Origin of the sequence: Streptomyces sp. CC224B, from assembly GCF_030010595.1 — a bacterium.
GTDB classification, from domain to species: domain Bacteria; phylum Actinomycetota; class Actinomycetes; order Streptomycetales; family Streptomycetaceae; genus Streptomyces; species Streptomyces longispororuber.
Map to the genome: position 1 here is coordinate 48047 of NZ_JASCXL010000038.1, position 17007 is coordinate 65053.

A 17007-nucleotide genomic window follows, 5' to 3' on the forward strand; every position below is an offset into this window, starting at 1 on the left:
CGGCCTGCGCGGCGGCCGTGCGGCGCGCAGGCCCCGCCCCGGCGACCCCGGTCGGGCCGCGCTGGGAGCGCGGTCGTGTCGCGCTGGGAGCGGGGGCGGCCTGTCGGAGGCTTCGGTTACGTTGCCCTCATGGCCGTACCACCTGCCGTACCACTCAAGACAGCCGCCGCACCGGGAGCCGCGGACCACGAGCCGGTCGTCGATCCGCTCAAGTCGGCCCGGCGCGCGGGCGATCCGCCCTGCGACGTGTATCTGACCGGCACCGTCTTCCTCGACATCATCTTCACCGGGCTCGACTCGGCGCCGGTGCGCGGCACCGAGTCCTGGGCGCGGGGCATGGGGTCGAGCCCCGGCGGCGTCGCCAACATGGCGACCGCGCTCGCCCGCCTCGGGCTGCGCACCTCCCTCGCCGCCGCCTTCGGCGACGACCACTACGGGGAGTACTGCTGGGACGCCCTGGAGCAGGGCGAGGGCATCGACCTGTCCTCCTCGCGCACCGTGCCCGGCTGGCACTCGCCGGTCACGGTCTCCATGGCGTACGAGGGCGAGCGGACCATGGTCAGCCACGGGCACGAGCCGCCGCCCGACACGGACTCCTCCGAGGGCGTCGCCCCCGCCTGCCCGCCCCGCGCGCGGGCCGCCGTGGCCTCCCTGGTCCCCGGCAGCAGCGCGCCGTGGATCGAGTCCGCCGCCCGCCGCGGCACGACGATCTTCGCCGACGTGGGCTGGGACGAGTCCGGCCTCTGGGACCTCGCCCGCCTGCCCGACCTGCGCCACTGCGAGGCCTTCCTGCCGAACGCGCAGGAGGCCATGCGGTACACCGGCACCCGCTGCCCCCGGGCCGCGGCCCACGCCCTGACCGAGCACGTGCCGGTCGCCGTGGTCACCCTCGGCCCCGAGGGGGCGTACGCGGTGGACCGGCGCACGGGCGAGACCGCGGACGTGCCCGCCATCGAGGTCGAGGCCCTGGACCCCACCGGCGCGGGCGACGTGTTCGTCGCGGGCTTCGTCACCGGCACCCTCGCCGGCTGGCCGCTCGCCGACCGGCTGGCCTTCGCCGGGCTCACCGCCGCGCTCTCCGTGCAGGAGTTCGGCGGCTCCCTCTCGGCCCCCGGCTGGGAGGAGATCGGCGCCTGGTGGCGGCGCGTACGGCAACTGGACCGGCAGGACCCGGCCGCCCTGGAGCGCTACGGCTTCCTCCAGGCGCTGCTCCCGGAGGCCGCGCGCCCCTGGCCGCTGCGGCGCGCCGTCCCCACCATCGGCTTCCGGCGCTCCGCCTGAGCCGCCCGCGCGTCTCCGGCGGCTTCCCCGGCCGCGTCCCCGGCCGTGTCCCCGGAGCGGCTCCGCCCGGCCGCGTTTGCGGCCGGGCGGAAAAGTCCTACGGGGTTGTCGGCGGCGCGTCGTACTCTTGGCAGTACGTAAGGACGCCGAACGGCGAGTCCGCGACGAGGAGGACGTGCAGGCCTTAAGCGCCGGCCCATGACTCACACACCCACAGCTCACACCCCTGCGCAGGCACAGGCGCGAGCCCACTTCACGGTCCCGGCCAAGCACCCCATGGTGACCGTCCTTGGCTCCGGAGACACGCTGCTGCGCGTGATCGAGAAGGCCTTCCCGGCGGCCGACATCCACGTCCGGGGCAATGAGATCAGCGCCGTGGGCGAGGCCGGCGAAGTGGCCCTCGTCCAGCGCCTGTTCGACGAGATGATGCTGGTGCTCCGCACCGGACAGCCGATGACGGAGGACGCAGTGGAACGCTCGATCGCCATGCTCAGAGCGAGCGAGACCGGCGAGGGACCGGACGAGACCCCCGCCGAGGTGCTCACGCAGAACATCCTCTCGTCGCGCGGCCGCACGATCCGCCCCAAGACGCTCAACCAGAAGCGGTACGTCGACGCGATCGACAAGCACACGATCGTCTTCGGCATCGGCCCCGCGGGCACCGGCAAGACCTACCTGGCCATGGCCAAGGCCGTCCAGGCCCTCCAGTCCAAGCAGGTCAACCGCATCATCCTGACCCGCCCGGCCGTCGAGGCCGGCGAGCGCCTCGGCTTCCTGCCCGGCACGCTCTACGAGAAGATCGACCCGTACCTGCGCCCGCTGTACGACGCGCTGCACGACATGCTCGACCCCGACTCGATCCCCCGCCTGATGGCGGCCGGGACCATCGAGGTCGCGCCGCTGGCGTACATGCGCGGCAGGACGCTGAACGACGCGTTCATCATCCTGGACGAGGCGCAGAACACGAACCCCGAGCAGATGAAGATGTTCCTCACCCGGCTCGGCTTCGACTCGAAGATCGTGATCACGGGCGACGTCACGCAGATCGACCTGCCGAACGGCACGAAGTCCGGTCTGCGCCAGGTCCAGGACATCCTGGACGGCGTCGACGACGTGCACTTCTCGCGGCTCACCTCGCACGACGTCGTCCGGCACAAGCTGGTCGGCCGTATCGTCGACGCGTACGAGAAGTACGACAGCGAGAACGGCACGGAGAACGGCTCCCACAAGGGCCGGCCCAGAGGAAAGTAGACACCAGAGCGCATGTCGATCGACGTCAACAACGAGTCCGGAACCGAGGTCGACGAGCAGGCGATCCTCGACATCGCCCGCTACGCGCTCGCGCGGATGCGGATCCACCCGCTCTCCGAGCTCTCGGTGATCGTCGTGGACGCCGACGCCATGGAGCAGCTCCACATCCAGTGGATGGACCTGCCCGGCCCCACGGACGTGATGTCCTTCCCGATGGACGAGCTGCGCCCGCCGAGCCGGGACGACGACGCCGCGGAGCCCCCGCAGGGGCTCCTCGGCGACATCGTGCTGTGCCCCGAGGTCGCCCGCAAGCAGGGCGAGCAGGCGCCCACCAACCACTCCATGGACGAGGAGCTCCAGCTCCTGACCGTGCACGGCGTGCTGCACCTGCTCGGGTACGACCACGAGGAGCCCGACGAGAAGGCCGAGATGTTCGGCCTGCAGGCCGCCATCGTCGACGGCTGGCGCGCCGAGCGGGGCATGACCGGCCCCTCCCCGGCCCCGACCGTCTCGTAAGCCCATGTCCCTCCAGCTCATCGCCGGCGCCGTCGCCCTGATCGTGGTGGCCTGGCTCGCCGCCTGCGCCGAGGCGGGCCTCGCCCGCGTCTCCAGCTTCCGCGCCGAGGAGGCCGTCCGCTCCGGGCGGCGCGGCAGCGCGAAGCTCGCCCAGGTCGCCGCCGACCCCACCCGCTACCTGAACGTGGCCCTGCTGGTCCGCGTCGCCTGCGAGATGGCGGCCGCGGCCCTGGTGACGTACGCCTGCCTGAAGGCCTTCGACGTCACCTGGGAGGCGCTGGCCGTCGCCATCGCCGTCATGGTCCTCGTCAGCTACGTCGCCGTCGGCGTCTCCCCGCGCACCATCGGCCGCCAGCACCCGCTGAACACGGCCACCGCCGCGGCGTACGTGCTGCTGCCGCTGGCCCGGATCATGGGCCCGATCCCGCCGCTGCTCATCCTCATCGGCAACGCGCTCACGCCCGGCAAGGGCTTCCGGCGCGGCCCGTTCGCCTCCGAGGCGGAGCTGCGCGCCATGGTCGACCTGGCCGAGAAGGAGTCCCTCATCGAGGACGAGGAGCGCCGCATGGTGCACTCCGTCTTCGAGCTCGGCGACACCCTCGTACGGGAGGTCATGGTCCCGCGCACCGACCTGGTCTCCATCGAGCGCTACAAGACCGTCCGCCAGGCCCTGACGCTCGCCCTGCGCTCCGGCTTCTCGCGCATCCCGGTCACCGGCGAGAGCGAGGACGACGTGGTCGGCATCGTCTACCTCAAGGACCTGGCCCGCAAGACGCACATCAACCGCGACGCCGAGAACGACCTGGTGTCGACGGCCATGCGGCCCGCCGCGTTCGTCCCCGACACGAAGAACGCGGGCGACCTGCTGCGCGAGATGCAGCAGGAGCGCAACCACGTCGCCGTCGTCATCGACGAGTACGGTGGCACGGCCGGGATCGTCACCATCGAGGACATCCTGGAGGAGATCGTCGGCGAGATCACCGATGAGTACGACCGGGAGCTGCCGCCCGTCGAGGACCTGGGCGGTGGCGCCTACCGCGTCACCGCGCGGCTCGACATCGGCGACCTCGGCGAGCTGTACGGCCTGGAGGCGTACGACGACGAGGACGTGGAGACCGTCGGCGGCCTGCTCGCCAAGCAGCTCGGGCGGGTCCCCATCGCGGGCGCGAAGGCAGTGGTGACGCTGCCCGACGAGCGCGAGCTGCGGCTGACCGCGGAGGCCGCCGCCGGACGCCGCAACAAGATCGTGACGGTGCTCGTGGAGCCCGTCGCGCGGGGGAACGCGGCGGCGGCCGCGGCGGGGGAGGAGACCGAGGGATGACGCCGCAGGAGCTGAGGGAGTTCTGCCTGTCGTTCAACGACGCGGTGGAGGACTTCCCGTTCGGTCCCGAGACGTCGGTGTTCAAGGTGGCGGGCAGGCTGTTCGCGCTGAGCGCGCTGGACGCGAAGCCCCTGAAGGTGAACCTGAAGTGCGAACCGGAGATCGCGCTCCAGCTCCGGGCCCGGCACCCGGAGATCGTGCCCGGCTGGCACATGAACAAGCGCCACTGGAACACGGTGACGGCCGACGCGGACCTCCCCGACCAACTGGTCCGCGAGCTCGTCGAGGACTCCTACGACCTGGTGGTGGCGGGCCTGCCCCGCGCCGAGCGGCTGCGCCTGGACCGGCCCTGACCTCGGGGTGCCTGGGCGCCGTACCGGGTGGCCGGGTGCGCCTTCGGCCGGGCCTCCTCCTTATGCTCATGCCATGACTGAGCGCACCGACCTCGGCCCCGAGGACCAGAAGATCGTCACCCTCGCGCGTTCGGCGCGGGCCCGCAACGGCGTCCCGGAGGGTGCCGCCGTACGGGACGAGACCGGGCGCACGTACGTCGCCGGGACGGTTGGCCTCGCCTCGCTGGAGCTGTCCGCGCTGCGCACGGCGGTGGCCATGGCGGTGGCGTCCGGCGCGGAGTCCCTGGAGGCGGCGGCGGTCGTCTCCGCCGCGCAGGCCCTCCCGGAGGCGGACCTGGCCGCGGTCCGGGACCTGGGCGGCGCCGGGACACCGGTGTTCCTGGCGGGACCGGACGGGGCGGTACGGAGCGCCACGGAGGCGTAGCGGCGGGTCGATCGGCGCTCCGCGCCTCGTCCTCAAACGCCGGACGGGCTGGAACGACGTATTTCAGCCCGTCCGGCGTTTGAGGACGAGCGCGGAGCGCGATGAAAGGGCGGGCGGGTGGGAGAGAGCCCGAGCCGCAGGCACAGCCCAAGGCGCCCACGCCAGAAAAGATCAGGGAGAATGGCGGCATGAGCGTGCGTACCCAGTCACCCCAGCCGTCCGAGCAGACCGCCCACCGGGCGGGCTTCGCCTGCTTCGTCGGCCGCCCCAACGCGGGCAAGTCCACCCTCACGAACGCTCTGGTCGGCAAGAAGGTGGCCATCACCTCGAACCGGCCGCAGACGACCCGGCACACCGTGCGCGGCATCGTGCACCGGCCCGAGGCCCAGTTGATCCTGGTGGACACCCCGGGCCTGCACAAGCCGCGCACGCTGCTCGGCGAGCGGCTCAACGACGTGGTCCGCGCCACGTGGGCCGAGGTGGACGTGATCGGCTTCTGTCTGCCCGCGGACCAGAAGATCGGCCCCGGCGACCGGTTCATCGCCAAGGAACTGGGCTCGATCAAGAAGACGCCGAAGGTGGCCATCGTCACCAAGACCGACCTGGTCGACAGCAAGGCGCTCGCCGAGCAGCTCATCGCCGTGGACCAGCTCGGCAAGGAGCTGGGCATCCAGTGGCAGGAGATCGTGCCGGTCTCCGCCGTCGGCGAGAAGCAGGTCGAGCTGCTCGCCGACCTGCTGGTGCCGCTGCTGCCCGAGGGGCCCGCGCTCTACCCCGAGGGCGATCTGACGGACGAGCCCGAGCAGGTCATGGTCGCCGAGCTGATCCGCGAGGCGGCGCTGGAGGGCGTGCGGGACGAGCTGCCGCACTCCATCGCCGTGGTCGTCGAGGAGATGCTGCCACGCGAGGGCCGCCCCGCCGACAAGCCCCTGCTCGACATCCACGCCAACGTCTACATCGAGCGGCCCAGCCAGAAGGGCATCATCATCGGCCCCAAGGGCAAGCGGCTCAAGGACGTGGGCATCAAGTCCCGCCAGCAGATCGAGGCGCTCCTCGGTACGCCGGTCTTCCTCGACCTGCACGTGAAGGTGGCGAAGGACTGGCAGCGCGACCCCAAGCAGCTGCGCCGCCTGGGATTCTGAGCGCCAGGCCCACCGCCAGCTCCCCGGCCCAGGCCCGGTAGCCGTCCGCCGACGGGTGCAGCAGGTCCGGCGCGAACCAGTCGCCCGGGACGTCGGGCGGCCCGGCGGTCGGCAGGTGGAAGACCGCCGTCTCCCGGCGGGCGACGTGCCGCAGCCGCCCGTCCAGGAGCGCGACGTACGCGTGCAGCGGCCCGCGGGCCGCGCGCGGCAGCGCGGCGACGCGGATGAGCGGCGGCAGCCCGGCGAAGACCACGGGCACGTCCTGCCCCAGGCGCAGGCGGACGTCCCGTACCAGCCGGCGGGCGTCCGCCCCGAACGCGCCCGGCCTCCGCAGGGCCATCGCGTCGTTCGAGCCCGCGGCCACCAGGACCACGTCCGGGCGCCAGCGTGTCCGCGGGTCCGTCAGGCCGGGCAGCAGGCCCCGGCGCACGGCGTCCAGGGTCGCGCCCGCGCGCGCCGTCACGCGCCAGGACACCGGGCGGCCCGTCAGCGCCGTCAGGGTGTGGGCCAGGCGGCCGGGCAGCGCCTCCTCGTGGGTGGCCGCGCCCACGCCCGCGGCGAGGGAGTCACCGATGACGGCGAGCCGCAGCGGGGGACCCCCGTACCCCTGCTGCGGCGCCGTCGTCCCCGCGTGCGGCCCGGCCGCCTCCGGAAGCCGGGGCGGCCGTGTGCCCACGGCCCGCCCTGCGCGTCCTCGTCGTCGCCGTACGGACATGACGACTCCTCTCCCGGCCGGTACGCATAACGGTGTTATGCGGGGACGGCTCTATAACAGCGTTATGCTGGCGGTCGTGTCAACCGGGAAACGCGCCTCCGCCGACGTACGCCGCCTCCTCCTCGACGAGGCCGCGCGCGTCCTGGCCGAGCAGGGCCCCGCCGCCCTGAGCGCGCGGCGCCTGGTCCAGGCGGTGGGCGCGTCCACGATGGCCGTCTACACGCACTTCGGCTCCATGCCGGGGCTGGTGCGCGAGGTCATACGGGAGGGCTTCGCGCGGTTCCACGCCCGGGCCCTGGCCGTGGAGCAGGGCGGCGACCCCGTGGTCGAGCTGGCCGGGCTGTGCCGGGTGTACCAGGAGTTCGCCCGGGCCGAGCCCGCGGTGTACACCGTGATGCTGGGCGGGTCCGCGATCGCCGGGTTCACGCTGACCGAGGAGGACCGGCGGACCGGGGCCTTCATGCTGCGGATGCCGCGGGACGCCATCCGGCGGTGCGCGGGGGCGGGGCGGTTCCGCGTCGACGCCGACGCGGACCTGCTGGTGCGGCAGCTGTTCAGCTCCATGCACGGCCTGGCGCAACTGTCCCGCGGCGGGTACGTCATGGGGGGTTACACCTCGGAGCAGGTGCTGCGCGGGGTCCTCGTCGACTTCGCCGTCGCGGCGGGCGACGACCCGGCCCGGGCGGAGGCCTCGGTGGCGGCGGCCCTGAGCGCCTGACCCACGCGGAGGCGCCACAGTCGCCGGACGGGCTGAAACCCTCGGTAGTTCCAGCCCGTCCGGCGACTGAGGACGAGGCCGAAGGGCGATGACGGGGTCTGGGGCGGAGCCCCAGTTTCGGGAAGGGGCGGGTCAGGGGCGCCCCGCGAGGGCTTAGCCGTGCTGCTCGGTCAAGGCGGCGCGGAGCCAGTGGTAGGACGACCTCGGTGTGCGGTGCTGGGTGGCGTGGTCCACGTGGACGAGCCCGAACCGCTGCCCGTACCCCTCCGCCCACTCGAAGTTGTCCAGAAGCGACCAGACGAAGTAGCCGCGTACGTCGACCCCCTGCTCCATCGCCCGGTGCAGCGCCCGCAGATGACCGTCCAGGAAGGCGATGCGGTCCTGGTCGTCCAGCTCCTCGTAGGAGCAGCCGTTCTCCGTGACGACGACCGGCGGCAGGCGGTCCCCGTAGCGCTCGCGCAGGGTCAACAGGAGCTCCGTGAGGGCCTCGGGGACGACGGGCCAGCCGAAGTCCGTGACCGGGTAGCCGGTGATCTCCCGCAGGGAGAAGGGGAGTTGCGGCGGTAGGGCGAGGCCGGACACCGGGGTGGGGTGCGCCACGGGGGCGCCCACCTTGGTCGGCTGGTAGAAGTTCACGCCGTACCGGTCGAGCGGCGCGGAGATCACCTTCAGGTCCGCCACCGGGTCCGGGACGTGGGCGGCGAGCAGCTCCAGGACGGCGTCGGGGTAGCGGCCGAGGAGCAGCGGGTCGGCGAACAGCCGGTTCAGGAGGGTGTCGTAGAAGCCGGCGGCCTCGTGGTCCTCCGGCGCGTCGGAGGCGGGCCAGGTCGGGCCGTGGGAGTTGGCGATGCCGACCTCCGGCGCGCCCGCCGCGCGCAGGGCGGCGACGGCCAGGCCGTGGCCCAGGAGCTGGTGGTGGGCCGCGGGCAGCGCGTCGAAGAGGAGCTGCCTGCCGGGCGCGTGCCGGCCGAGGGCGTGGCCGAGCAGGGTGTGCTCGGCGGGCTCGTTGAGGGTGAGCCAGGTGGTGACGCGGTCGCCGAGCCGCGCCGCGACCACGGCCGCGTACTCCGCGAACCGCTCCGCCGTCGCCCGGGCCGGCCAGCCGCCCGCCTCCTCCACGGCGAGCGGCGTGTCCCAGTGGAAGAGCGTCGGCACCGGGCGGACGCCCGCCGCGCACAGCTCGTCGACGAGCCGGTCGTAGAAGTCCAGGCCCCGCTCGCTGACGGCGCCCGAGCCGGTGGGCAGCACCCGCGGCCAGGAGACCGAGAAGCGGTACGCGCCCACGCCGAGGTCGCGGACCAGCGCCACGTCCTCGCGGTAGCGCCGCACGTGGTCGCAGGCCACGGCGGCGGTCGTGCCGTCCTTCACGTTCCCCGGCAGGGCGGTGAAGGCGTCCCACACCGACGGGCCGCGCTCGTCGGCGGCGCCCTCGATCTGGTGGGCCGACGTGGACACGCCCCACAGGAAGCCGCGCGGGAACCGGGGGAGAGGGCTCGCTGCCATGGGCGGGATCTTCCGTACCGCCGCGGGCGGAAGTCAACGCCCGTGCGCGGGAAAGCGGCCACCACGAGCCACGAGGGGCCGGAAGGAGCCGCGCGGAGCCGCGAGGAGCAGTGAAGAGCCGAAAGGTGCCGCCGGGACCCGAGCCGGTGGAGCCGTTACGAGCCGCTACGAGCCCTCCTTCAGGACCCGGGTGATCAGCTCCCGCTGGTCCTCCGTCAGGCCCGGGTCCGCGCAGTACACGGTGCGTCCGTCGACGGTGATCTCGTAGCTGAAGCCGTCGGGCACGCCGACCGGGGGCGTGCCCCGGCACGTGGCCAGGGCACGCTCGGCCAGGGTGTGCCACTCCTGGGCGTCCGGGCGCGCGGTCGTGTCGACCTCCGCGTGCCGCTCGATGCCGCCGAAACCTCCGGTGCGCTTCACCTGGATACGCATGGGTCCTGTGTACTCCAGGCGCCGGGGCCCCGCCAGGCGGCCCCGGCGGCTGTCGGCCAGGCGGCCGGGGACCGCCGGGCCGGGACCTCAGCTCGTGGGCACCTTCACCCGCGCCCACGCGTCCTGGACGGCCTTCAGCTCCTCCCCGTCGCCGTACCGCGCGCGGGCCGCCGCGACCGTGAGCTTGGCGAAGTCCGCGAACGAGGCGTCCACGGCCAGCTCGCCGCCGGTCAGGACGGCGTACCAGATCTGCCCGGCCCGCTCCCAGGCGTGGCCGCCGAGGGACTCGGCGAGCAGGTAGAAGGCGTGGTTCGGGATGCCGGAGTTGATGTGGACGCCGCCGTTGTCGCGGCCGGTGCGGACGTAGTCGTCCATGGTGGCGGGCTGCGGGTCCTTGCCGAGGACGTCGTCGTCGTACGCGGTGCCCGGGGCCTTCATGGAGCGCAGGGCCGTGCCCGTGACGCGCTCGGCCAGCAGGCCCGCGCCGATCAGCCAGTCCGCCTCGGTGGCGGTCTGGCCGAGCGTGTACTGCTTGATGAGTGAGCCGAAGACGTCCGCCATGGACTCGTTCAGGGCGCCGGGCTGGCCGAAGTAGGTGAGGTTCGCGGTGTACTGCACGACGCCGTGGGTCAGCTCGTGGCCGATGACGTCCACCGGGATCGTGAAGTCGAGGAAGATCTCCTTGTCGCCGTCGCCGAACACCATCTGCTCGCCGTTCCAGAAGGCGTTCCCGTAGTCCCGGTCGTAGTGGACGGTGGCGTTCAGGGGCAGGCCCGAGCCGTCGATCGAGTTCCGTTCGAAGTGGGTCAGGAAGAGCTCGAAGGTCGCGCCGAGGCCGGCGTAGGCGCGGTTGACCGTCGCGTCCGTCCCGGCCGCATCGCCCTCGCCGCGGACCTTGCGGCCGGGGAGGTCGGTGCGGTGCTCCGCGTCGTGGACGGTGCGGTGGGGCTTGCCCGCGGGGGTGCCCCGCGGGGCCAGGACGGAGGGGGCGCCGATGACGGTGGTCAGCCGGCGCTGGGTGCGCTCGAAGGCGTCCCGCTGGAGGGTGCGGCGGGCGGGGCCGGCGAGGGCGGGGTCCTGGCTCTGGGCGAGGGTGTCCAGGACGAACGGAGGCACGATGGTGCAGAAAACGGGCTCGAACCTTTCCGGGTTCCCCGTTGGGTTGGCGGTCATGCGTGGCAATGTGGCACTGGGTCATGCGGCTGTCACTGGGTGCAACCATGATTGGTGAAATAACCCCATACGGTGGGTGGGGCTCCGGCTTGGGTGGTAGGGGGCGCGTCCTGTGGGCGGGACAGGGGCGGGCCCTCGCGGGCGGCGCCCCAACCCCACCCCTCCCCGCCCCGGAGGCTGCCGCCCCCGACCCCCCGCCTTCCGTCTGGGGCTCCGCCCCTCTCCCCCACAACGCCGCTCCGCGCCTCGTCCTCAATCGCCGGACGGGCTCCAAATCCACTGCCTTGCCCGCCCCGGGGCTGCCTGGGGCTCCGCCCCTTTCCCCCGCATCGCCGCTCCGCGCCTCGTCCTCAAACGCCGGACGGGCTGGAATGCCCTCTCCCGCCGCCGTCGGGTGCCCGGCGGCCGACAACGGCGCGCAGCGGCGGTTTCAGCCCGTCCGGCGCTTGAGGACGAGGCCGGAGGCCGATGGAAGGGTGGGTGGGTGGGGAACGCGCCGGCAGCCGGCGACGGCGGGACGCGGGACGAGATCCCAGCCCGTCCGGCGCTTGAGGACAAGGCCGGAGGCCGGTGAAGGGGCGGGTGGGTGGGGGGACGTGCCGACGGCGGCGCGACGGCGGGACGTGGGGCGATCCCAGCCCGTCCGGCGCTTGAGGGACAAGGCCGGAGGCCGGTGGAGGGCGGGTGGGTGGGGGAGGCCGTGCGGTGGCGGAGGCGGGGCGCGGAGCGCCGGTGAGGTCCCGCATAGTGATACGGGGCCTCGCATCCGGCGAGGCTCAGCTACGCTTCGAGGCATCATGCGTTACGGGCTGCTTCTCCTTAGCCGCCGCGGTGAGGGCTTGTAGTCGAGGCCGACCCCCTCCCCGCGGAGTCGGTGCTGTGCAAGAACGTCGGCCGTCCTCCAGGACTCACTGAGGAGCCCGCACACCCATGCCGAACTTCCAACGCCCCACCGCCATGCCCATCCACAAGTACGGCCGGTACGAGCAGGTGCACCTGCCGGACCGCACCTGGCCGGACCGGCGGATCACCGTGGCGCCCCGCTGGCTGTCCACCGACCTGCGCGACGGCAACCAGGCGCTGATCGACCCGATGTCCCCGGCCCGCAAGCGGGCGATGTTCGACCTGCTGGTCAAGATGGGCTACAAGGAGATCGAGGTCGGGTTCCCCTCGTCGGGGCAGACCGACTTCGATTTCGTACGCTCCATCGTCGAGGACGAGGGCGCCATCCCCGACGACGTGACGATCTCCGTGCTGACGCAGGCCCGCGAGGAGCTGATCGCGCGGACCGTCGAGTCGCTGAAGGGCGCCAAGCGCGCCACCGTGCACCTGTACAACGCGACCGCCCCGGTCTGGCGCGAGGTCGTCTTCCGCGGCTCGCGCGAGCAGGTCAAGCAGATCGCCGTCGACGGCACCCGGCTGGTCATGGACTACGCCGAGAAGATGCTCGGCCCGGAGACCGTGTTCGGCTACCAGTACAGCCCGGAGATCTTCACCGACACCGAGCTGGACTTCGCCCTGGAGGTCTGCGAGGGCGTCATGGACGTCTGGCAGCCCGACGCCGACCGCGAGATCATCCTCAACCTGCCCGCGACGGTGGAGCGGTCCACGCCGTCCACGCACGCCGACCGCTTCGAGTGGATGAGCCGGAACCTGTCCCGGCGCGAGTACGTCTGCCTGTCCATCCACCCGCACAACGACCGCGGCACCGCCGTCGCCGCCGCCGAGCTGGCCGTGATGGCGGGCGGCGACCGCGTCGAGGGCTGCCTGTTCGGCCAGGGCGAGCGCACCGGCAACGTCGACCTGGTCGCCCTGGGCATGAACCTGTTCAGCCAGGGCATCGACCCGCAGATCGACTTCTCGGACATCGACGAGATCCGCCGCGTCTACGAGTACTGCACGCAGATGGAGGTGCACCCGCGCCACCCCTACGCCGGTGACCTCGTCTACACCGCCTTCTCCGGCTCCCACCAGGACGCCATCAAGAAGGGCTTCGACGCGATGGAGGCCCGCGCGGCCGCCGCGGGCAGGACCGTCGACGACATCGAGTGGGCCGTGCCGTACCTGCCGATCGACCCCAAGGACGTCGGCCGGTCGTACGAGGCGGTCATCCGCGTCAACTCGCAGTCCGGCAAGGGCGGCATCGCGTACGTCCTGAAGAACGACCACAAGCTGGAACTGCCGCGGCGCATGCAGATCGAGTTCTCGAAGATCATCCAGGCGAAGACCGACGCCGAGGGCGGCGAGGTCTCGCCGAGCGCGATCTGGAGCGTCTTCCAGGACGAGTACCTGCCCAACCCGGACAACCCCTGGGGCCGCGTCCAGCTGCGCGCCAGCCAGACCACGACGGGCGAGGACGGCGTCGACACCCTGACCGTCGGGGCGATCGTGGACGGCGAGTCCACCGTGCTCACCGGCACGGGCAACGGCCCGATCTCCGCGTTCTTCGCGGCCCTGCAGACCGTCGGCATCGACGCCCGCCTGCTGGACTACCAGGAGCACACGATGAGCGCCGAGGCCTCCGCGCTGGCCGCCTCGTACATCGAGTGCGCGATCGGCGAGCGCGTCCTGTGGGGCGTCGGCATCGACGCGAATACGACACGTGCCTCACTGAAGGCCGTCGTCTCCGCCGTCAACCGCGCGGCGCGCTGAGCCTGTTCGACCCCCAGTTCGACCGGTGCTTTCGTGGCCCCCCCCCCCCGTGGGGGGGGGGGGGGCCCACGCCGTGCGCGGGGCTCCGGAGCGGGCCGCCCGTCAGCCATCTCCGCTCCGGGGTACTGACGCGGCATCACCGATGTGGCTAACATCACGCCAACGCGGCAGGGCGGCCGCGGAGTCGTGGAGGTGCGTGGTGCTGCCAGACCGGGAACGAGACGGCCGGAACTCCCGCGACATCCGCGTCCCGGCGCCACCGCCGCGCCGCGGCCGGCACCACGGCCGCGGCCCGGGCCTCGCCCGCGTCCGCGGCCTCGTCGGCACCCGCACCGTGTGGACCACCGTCTGCGACGGCGAGTTCTTCTGCCCCGGCTGCGGCGGCGACCGCAACTACCAGCGGCGCACCGGGCGCCGCCGCTTCGTCCTGCTCGGCCTGCCGCTGCTCTCCCGCGGCGCCACCGCGCCCGTCGTCGAATGCGCCGCCTGCCGGGGCCACTTCGGGCTCGACGCGCTCGACCACCCCACCACCGTCCGGCTCGCCGCCATGCTCCGCGAGGCCGTGCACACCATCGTCATCGCCGTCCTCACCACCGGCGGCGCCGCGTCCCGCACCACCCTGGACGCCGCCGTCGCCACCCTGCGCGGTGCCGGGTTCGACGACTGCACCGAGGAACGCGTCGTCGCCCTCGTCGAGGCGCTCGCCGCCGACACCGGCCGCCCCGGCGCCCCCGACTGCGCCCCCGGCCTCGCCATCGAACTCCACGAGGCGCTCGGCCCCCTCGCCCCGCACCTGGCCCCCGCGGGCCGCGAGGCGCTGCTCCTCAAGGGCGCCCGCATCGCCCTCGCCGACGGCCCCTACACGCCCGCCGAGCGCGACGTGCTCGCCACCGCGGGCTGCGCGCTGAGCATCGGCACGGACGACGTGGCCCGCCTGCTGGCCGCCGCCCAGCGCACCCCGTCCTGACCCGGCCGCCCGCACCGTCCGCACGCCCGGCACCCCCCGCCCGTACGCGCCCCCCGTACTCCCGGCCGGTACTCCCCGGGGAGTACCGCGCGGCCCGTGCCACCACCGGGCGTACGGCCGAACTCGCTCCCTCGTGTGACGTATCGCCCCGCTCCCGGCGGAAGTCTGGAAGCCGTCAGACACCGTCACGGAGGGAGGCCCACCGATGGGGGCCGCGACAACCACCAAGCGCCGACGACCACGTGCCGTGCCCTGGGTGCTGCTCGGCATCTGGGTCGCCGTCATGGCGCTCGCGGGGCCGTTCGCCGGGAAGCTCGGCGACGTGCAGAAGGACCGGGCCGTGGACTACCTGCCCGCGAGCGCCGACTCGACGCAGGTCGCCAAGATCCAGGAGCAGTTGCCCGGCGGCGAGACCACCGAACTGGTCCTCGTCTACCACCGCGACGGCGGCCTGAGCGCCGCCGACCGCGCGACGGCCGCCGGGCAAGTGGCCGCCGTGCAGCGCCAGGTGAAGCTCGTCGCGACGCCCACGGGGGTGGCGTCGAAGGACGGGACGACCCTGATGTACCCGGTGGCCAGCACCGCGCCGGGCACCGACGAGGAGAAGCGCGACGCCCTCGTCAACGACGTGCGCGACATCGCGAAGGAACCCGGGACCGGCAGGGCCGGTGACGGCCTGAGCGTGACGGTCGGCGGCCCCGGCGCGCTCGCCACCGACGCCGGCGAGGTCTACCAGTCGCTGGACGGGCCGCTGCTCTACACCACCGTCGCCGTCGTCGCGGTCCTGCTCATCCTCATCTACCGCAGCCCGTTCCTGTGGCTGGTGCCGCTCGTCGTCGCGGGCATCGCCGACTTCCTCTCCATGGGCGTCGCCTACGGCCTCCACGAGGCCTTCGGTACGAGCATCAGCGGCCAGAGCTCCGGCATCATGACGATCCTCGTCTTCGGCGCCGGCACCGACTACGCCCTGCTCATCGTCTCCCGCTACCGCGAGGAGCTGCGCCGCATCGAGCGCCCGTACGACGCCATGGCGGTCGCCCTGCGCGGCTGCGGGCCCGCCGTGCTCGCCTCGTCCGGGACCGTCGCCGCGGGCCTGTTCTGCCTGCTCGCCGCCGACCTCAACTCCAGCCGCGGCATGGGCCCGCTGGGCGCCGTGGGCGTGCTGTGCGCGCTGGTGGCGATGCTGACGCTGCTGCCCGCGCTGCTCGTGCTCCTGGGGCGGCGGGTGTTCTGGCCGCTGGTGCCCGCCTTCGGCAGCGAGCCCAGGAAGCGCCGCTCGCTGTTCGCGTCCATGGGCTCCTCCGCCGGACGCAGGCCCCTCGTCGTGCTCGCCACCGGGGCCGCGCTGCTCGCCGTGCTCTCCCTCGGCGCGCTCAACCTGCCCGGCAACCTCAAACAGGAGGACTCCTTCACCAGCAAGCCCGACTCCATCGCCGCGATGGAGACCCTCGCCGCCGCCTACCCCGAACGCGGCACCCAGCCCATCAGCGTCATCGTGCCGACCGGCGACGCCGACGCGCTCCTCGACCGGGCCAGGTCCGTGGCCGGGGTCGACAGCGCCGAACGCGGCCGCTCCTCCGAGCGGTGGACGGAGCTGTCGGTGGTCGCCGAGGCCCCGCCCCAGACCGCCGCCGAGACGGCGACCATCGAGGCCCTGCGCGACGCCCTCGACGACCGAGGGGCCTACGTCGGCGGGCCCAGCGCCGAGCAGATCGACCTCAAGGACACCAACGCCCGCGACCGCCTGGTCGTCGTGCCCATCGTCCTCGCCGCCGTCCTGCTCGTCCTCGTCGCGCTGCTGCGCAGCCTGGTCGCGCCGCTGCTCCTGCTGCTCGCGGTCGTCGCCGTGTGGGGCGCCTCGCTCGGCATCGGGGGCCTGGTCTTCGGGCCTCTGTTCGGCTTCGAGGGCACCGACCCGGGGCTCGGCCTGCTGTCCTTCGTCTTCCTCGTCGCCCTCGGCGTCGACTACGGCATCTTCCTCATGCACCGCATGCGCGAGGAGTGCCTGGAGGGGGCCGACACCGGCACGGCCGCGCTCACCGCGCTGCGCACCACCGGCGGGGTCATCGCCTCCGCGGGCCTCGTGCTCGCCGCGACCTTCGCGGTCCTGACCAACATGCCGATGGTCCAACTCGTCGAGCTGGGCTTCGTCATCGCGGTCGGCGTACTCCTCGACACCTTCCTGGTCCGCACCTACCTGGTGACGTCCGCGAGCCTCGCGCTCGGCCGGAGGGTGTGGTGGCCGGGGCCGCTGTCACGGGCGCCGAAGCCGCCCGCGGCCCCGGAACCCCGCGAACCGGAGCTGGCGCACACCACCTGAACGCCCGCCCGGGCAGAGCGAGTTCACCCCGAGTCCGACTTCACGGCGCCCCTCCCTCCCGGAGGGGCGCCGCCGTACTGGAAGATGAGGGCCGACGCCATGGACGTACGCCACGTGCGCGACGCACCTCCCCGAGGGGCGGGGGCCGCCGCGCGAGAGACCGTACGAGAAGCCGCACGAGAGACCGTACGAGCAGCCGTACGGAGGACCGTGCGGGGAGGGGGAGCCGACGAGGTGCC

General features: G+C 73.2%; 15 protein-coding genes. 11 read left to right on the forward strand and 4 right to left on the reverse strand.

The features are described from left to right. Positions 1–129: 129 nt before the first annotated feature. The 7 genes from QK440_RS17275 to era all read left to right on the forward strand — a co-directional run bounded on the left by QK440_RS17275 (position 130) and on the right by era (position 6288). Positions 130–1281 carry a PfkB family carbohydrate kinase gene (locus QK440_RS17275; protein WP_282793998.1) on the forward strand — a complete coding sequence of 384 codons (1152 nt, stop codon included), beginning with the start codon at positions 130–132 and terminating at the stop codon, positions 1279–1281. 198 nt (positions 1282–1479) lie between these two features. Continuing rightward, positions 1480–2532: a PhoH family protein gene (locus tag QK440_RS17280; RefSeq protein ID WP_282793999.1), complete on the forward strand. Its 1053-nt coding sequence runs from the start codon at positions 1480–1482 to the stop codon at positions 2530–2532. 12 nt (positions 2533–2544) lie between these two features. Beyond that, positions 2545–3048: an rRNA maturation RNase YbeY gene (ybeY, locus tag QK440_RS17285; RefSeq protein ID WP_282794000.1), complete on the forward strand. Its 504-nt coding sequence runs from the start codon at positions 2545–2547 to the stop codon at positions 3046–3048. Positions 3049–3052: 4 nt separating this feature from the next. Beyond that, positions 3053–4369, forward strand: coding sequence for a hemolysin family protein (locus tag QK440_RS17290; RefSeq protein WP_282794001.1), 1317 nt, complete (start codon positions 3053–3055; stop codon positions 4367–4369). Further along, positions 4366–4722 (forward strand): MmcQ/YjbR family DNA-binding protein, encoded by a 357-nt coding sequence (locus tag QK440_RS17295; protein ID WP_282794002.1) that lies wholly within the window; start codon positions 4366–4368, stop codon positions 4720–4722. The genes QK440_RS17290 and QK440_RS17295 overlap by 4 nt, the downstream gene beginning before the upstream one ends. A gap of 73 nt (positions 4723–4795) precedes the next feature. Beyond that, complete coding sequence (locus QK440_RS17300) at positions 4796–5146, forward strand: cytidine deaminase (protein ID WP_282794003.1); 351 nt, start codon at positions 4796–4798, stop codon at positions 5144–5146. Positions 5147–5334: 188 nt separating this feature from the next. Next, complete coding sequence (era, locus tag QK440_RS17305; RefSeq protein WP_282794004.1) at positions 5335–6288, forward strand: GTPase Era; 954 nt, start codon at positions 5335–5337, stop codon at positions 6286–6288. On the opposite strand, the gene QK440_RS17310 is transcribed toward era, so the two are convergent. Then, on the reverse strand, positions 6170–7003 hold the full coding sequence (locus tag QK440_RS17310) for an SGNH/GDSL hydrolase family protein (protein WP_282794005.1): 834 nt from the start codon (positions 7001–7003) through the stop codon (positions 6170–6172). The genes era and QK440_RS17310 overlap by 119 nt on opposite strands. 76 nt (positions 7004–7079) lie before the next feature. On the opposite strand from QK440_RS17310, the gene QK440_RS17315 reads away from it, so the two are divergent. Then, on the forward strand, positions 7080–7721 hold the full coding sequence (locus tag QK440_RS17315; protein WP_282794006.1) for a TetR/AcrR family transcriptional regulator: 642 nt from the start codon (positions 7080–7082) through the stop codon (positions 7719–7721). A gap of 153 nt (positions 7722–7874) precedes the next feature. Here the strand turns inward: QK440_RS17315 and QK440_RS17320 are convergent, their stop codons facing one another. The 3 genes from QK440_RS17320 to QK440_RS17330 all read right to left on the reverse strand — a co-directional run bounded on the left by QK440_RS17320 (position 7875) and on the right by QK440_RS17330 (position 10829). After that, positions 7875–9224 carry a GH1 family beta-glucosidase gene (locus QK440_RS17320; RefSeq protein ID WP_282794007.1) on the reverse strand — a complete coding sequence of 450 codons (1350 nt, stop codon included), beginning with the start codon at positions 9222–9224 and terminating at the stop codon, positions 7875–7877. A 165-nt stretch (positions 9225–9389) separates the two neighbouring features. Further along, positions 9390–9656 carry a protealysin inhibitor emfourin gene (locus QK440_RS17325; RefSeq protein ID WP_282794008.1) on the reverse strand — a complete coding sequence of 89 codons (267 nt, stop codon included), beginning with the start codon at positions 9654–9656 and terminating at the stop codon, positions 9390–9392. 87 nt (positions 9657–9743) lie between these two features. Continuing rightward, the gene (locus QK440_RS17330) at positions 9744–10829 is read right to left on the reverse strand and encodes a M4 family metallopeptidase (protein WP_282794009.1); all 1086 of its coding nucleotides are present in this window, start codon (positions 10827–10829) and stop codon (positions 9744–9746) included. A gap of 930 nt (positions 10830–11759) precedes the next feature. Between QK440_RS17330 and leuA the strand changes: the two genes are divergently transcribed. The 3 genes from leuA (at position 11760) to QK440_RS17345 (ending at position 16768) form a co-directional block, all read left to right on the forward strand. Next, entirely contained in the window at positions 11760–13481 is a 1722-nt protein-coding gene (leuA, locus tag QK440_RS17335) for a 2-isopropylmalate synthase (protein ID WP_282794010.1), read from the forward strand. A gap of 241 nt (positions 13482–13722) precedes the next feature. Then, positions 13723–14448 (forward strand): TerB family tellurite resistance protein, encoded by a 726-nt coding sequence (locus QK440_RS17340; protein ID WP_282794019.1) that lies wholly within the window; start codon positions 13723–13725, stop codon positions 14446–14448. 205 nt (positions 14449–14653) lie between these two features. Further along, positions 14654–16768, forward strand: coding sequence for an MMPL family transporter (locus tag QK440_RS17345; protein ID WP_282794011.1), 2115 nt, complete (start codon positions 14654–14656; stop codon positions 16766–16768). Positions 16769–17007 lie beyond the last annotated feature (239 nt).

Coding starts and splice junctions, on each gene's coding strand:
- QK440_RS17275 (WP_282793998.1), top strand. CDS start 130: ATGGCCGTACCACCTGCCGTACCACTCAAGACAGCCGCCGCACCGGGA.
- QK440_RS17280 (WP_282793999.1), top strand. CDS start 1,480: ATGACTCACACACCCACAGCTCACACCCCTGCGCAGGCACAGGCGCGA.
- ybeY (WP_282794000.1), top strand. CDS start 2,545: ATGTCGATCGACGTCAACAACGAGTCCGGAACCGAGGTCGACGAGCAG.
- QK440_RS17290 (WP_282794001.1), top strand. CDS start 3,053: ATGTCCCTCCAGCTCATCGCCGGCGCCGTCGCCCTGATCGTGGTGGCC.
- QK440_RS17295 (WP_282794002.1), top strand. CDS start 4,366: ATGACGCCGCAGGAGCTGAGGGAGTTCTGCCTGTCGTTCAACGACGCG.
- QK440_RS17300 (WP_282794003.1), top strand. CDS start 4,796: ATGACTGAGCGCACCGACCTCGGCCCCGAGGACCAGAAGATCGTCACC.
- era (WP_282794004.1), top strand. CDS start 5,335: ATGAGCGTGCGTACCCAGTCACCCCAGCCGTCCGAGCAGACCGCCCAC.
- QK440_RS17310 (WP_282794005.1), bottom strand. CDS start 7,003: ATGTCCGTACGGCGACGACGAGGACGCGCAGGGCGGGCCGTGGGCACA.
- QK440_RS17320 (WP_282794007.1), bottom strand. CDS start 9,224: ATGGCAGCGAGCCCTCTCCCCCGGTTCCCGCGCGGCTTCCTGTGGGGC.
- QK440_RS17325 (WP_282794008.1), bottom strand. CDS start 9,656: ATGCGTATCCAGGTGAAGCGCACCGGAGGTTTCGGCGGCATCGAGCGG.
- QK440_RS17330 (WP_282794009.1), bottom strand. CDS start 10,829: ATGACCGCCAACCCAACGGGGAACCCGGAAAGGTTCGAGCCCGTTTTC.
- leuA (WP_282794010.1), top strand. CDS start 11,760: ATGCCGAACTTCCAACGCCCCACCGCCATGCCCATCCACAAGTACGGC.
- QK440_RS17345 (WP_282794011.1), top strand. CDS start 14,654: ATGGGGGCCGCGACAACCACCAAGCGCCGACGACCACGTGCCGTGCCC.